This window comes from Micrococcus sp. LASM2_SD2, assembly GCF_057364565.1.
Genome location: NZ_JBNFOB010000415.1, coordinates 1 through 990, shown reverse-complemented (window position 1 = coordinate 990; position 990 = coordinate 1). Strand labels below are relative to the sequence as shown.

Sequence of the window (990 nt, the reverse complement as noted above, 5' to 3'; positions counted from 1 at the left end):
GCACGGGCCGGCTCCGCGCGGGTCACCGTGGGCTCGGGCACCGGCGGTGCCACGACACGTGGGGTCGGCCGGGTCGGCCGGGACGGCGCCTCCGGACGGGTCGAGCGGATGGCCTTCGGATCGAACTCGACACCGGCCGAGCGGTCCTGGAGCCGCCGGGACACGGAGGCGGGGATGCGCGGATGGACGACCTCCGGCTCCTCGACGCGCGCAGGACGCTCTTGCGCCTCGGCCTCGGCGGCGAGGAGCAGATCGTCGTCGTCGCGCTCGGGCTGATGCGGGGTGGTGCTCACGTGGCGTTGTCCTCTCCGAGGTAGAGACGGTGCTTGTTGATGTACTGCACCACGCCGTCCGGGACGAGATACCAGACCGGACGACCGGCGGTGACGCGCTCACGGCAGTCCGTGGACGAGATCGCCATCGCGGGGATCTCCAGCAGCGAGATGTCGCCCTCCAGACCGTAGTCCGTCAGGCTGTGACCCGGACGGGTGACGCCGACGAAATGGGCGAGGTCCCAGACCTCGTCGATGTCCTTCCACGTGAGGATCTGGCTCAGCGCGTCCGCACCGGTGATGAAGAAGAGCTCGGCGTCGGGACGCAGCCGCCGGATGTCCCTCAGGGTGTCCACGGTGTACGTGGCGCCGGGACGGTCGATGTCCACACGGGACACGGTGAAGCTGGGGTTCGACGCCGTGGCCACCACGGTCATCAGGTAGCGGTGCTCGGCCGGGGAGACGTTCCGCCCGGCCTTCTGCCAGGGCTGGCCCGTGGGGACGAACACGACCTCGTCGAGCTCGTAGCGCGCCGCCACCTCGGAGGCCGCCACCAGGTGACCGTGGTGGATCGGGTCGAAGGTGCCGCCCATGATCCCCAGGCGGAAGCGGTGCGGCCCGTCTCCGGTCGCGACTGCGCCGTCCGCCGGCGCGGTGGCGTCGGCGGACGGTGTGTGCGGCTCGTGCACGGTCACTGCGGGAGACGGCACCGCCGCGG

The 990-nt window shown here is 71.6% G+C and carries 1 protein-coding gene and 1 pseudogene; both read right to left on the bottom strand.

Going from position 1 to position 990, the window contains the following annotated elements:
* Nucleotides 1-293: pseudogene (locus AC2W7A_RS12830) on the bottom strand (hypothetical protein); the annotation flags it as partial.
* The gene (gene nadD / locus AC2W7A_RS12825; protein ID WP_485991666.1) at nucleotides 290-865 is read right to left on the bottom strand and encodes a nicotinate-nucleotide adenylyltransferase; all 576 of its coding nucleotides are present in this window, start codon (nucleotides 863-865) and stop codon (nucleotides 290-292) included. The gene nadD and the pseudogene AC2W7A_RS12830, both read right to left, overlap by 4 nt.
* Nucleotides 866-990: the final 125 nt, after the last annotated feature.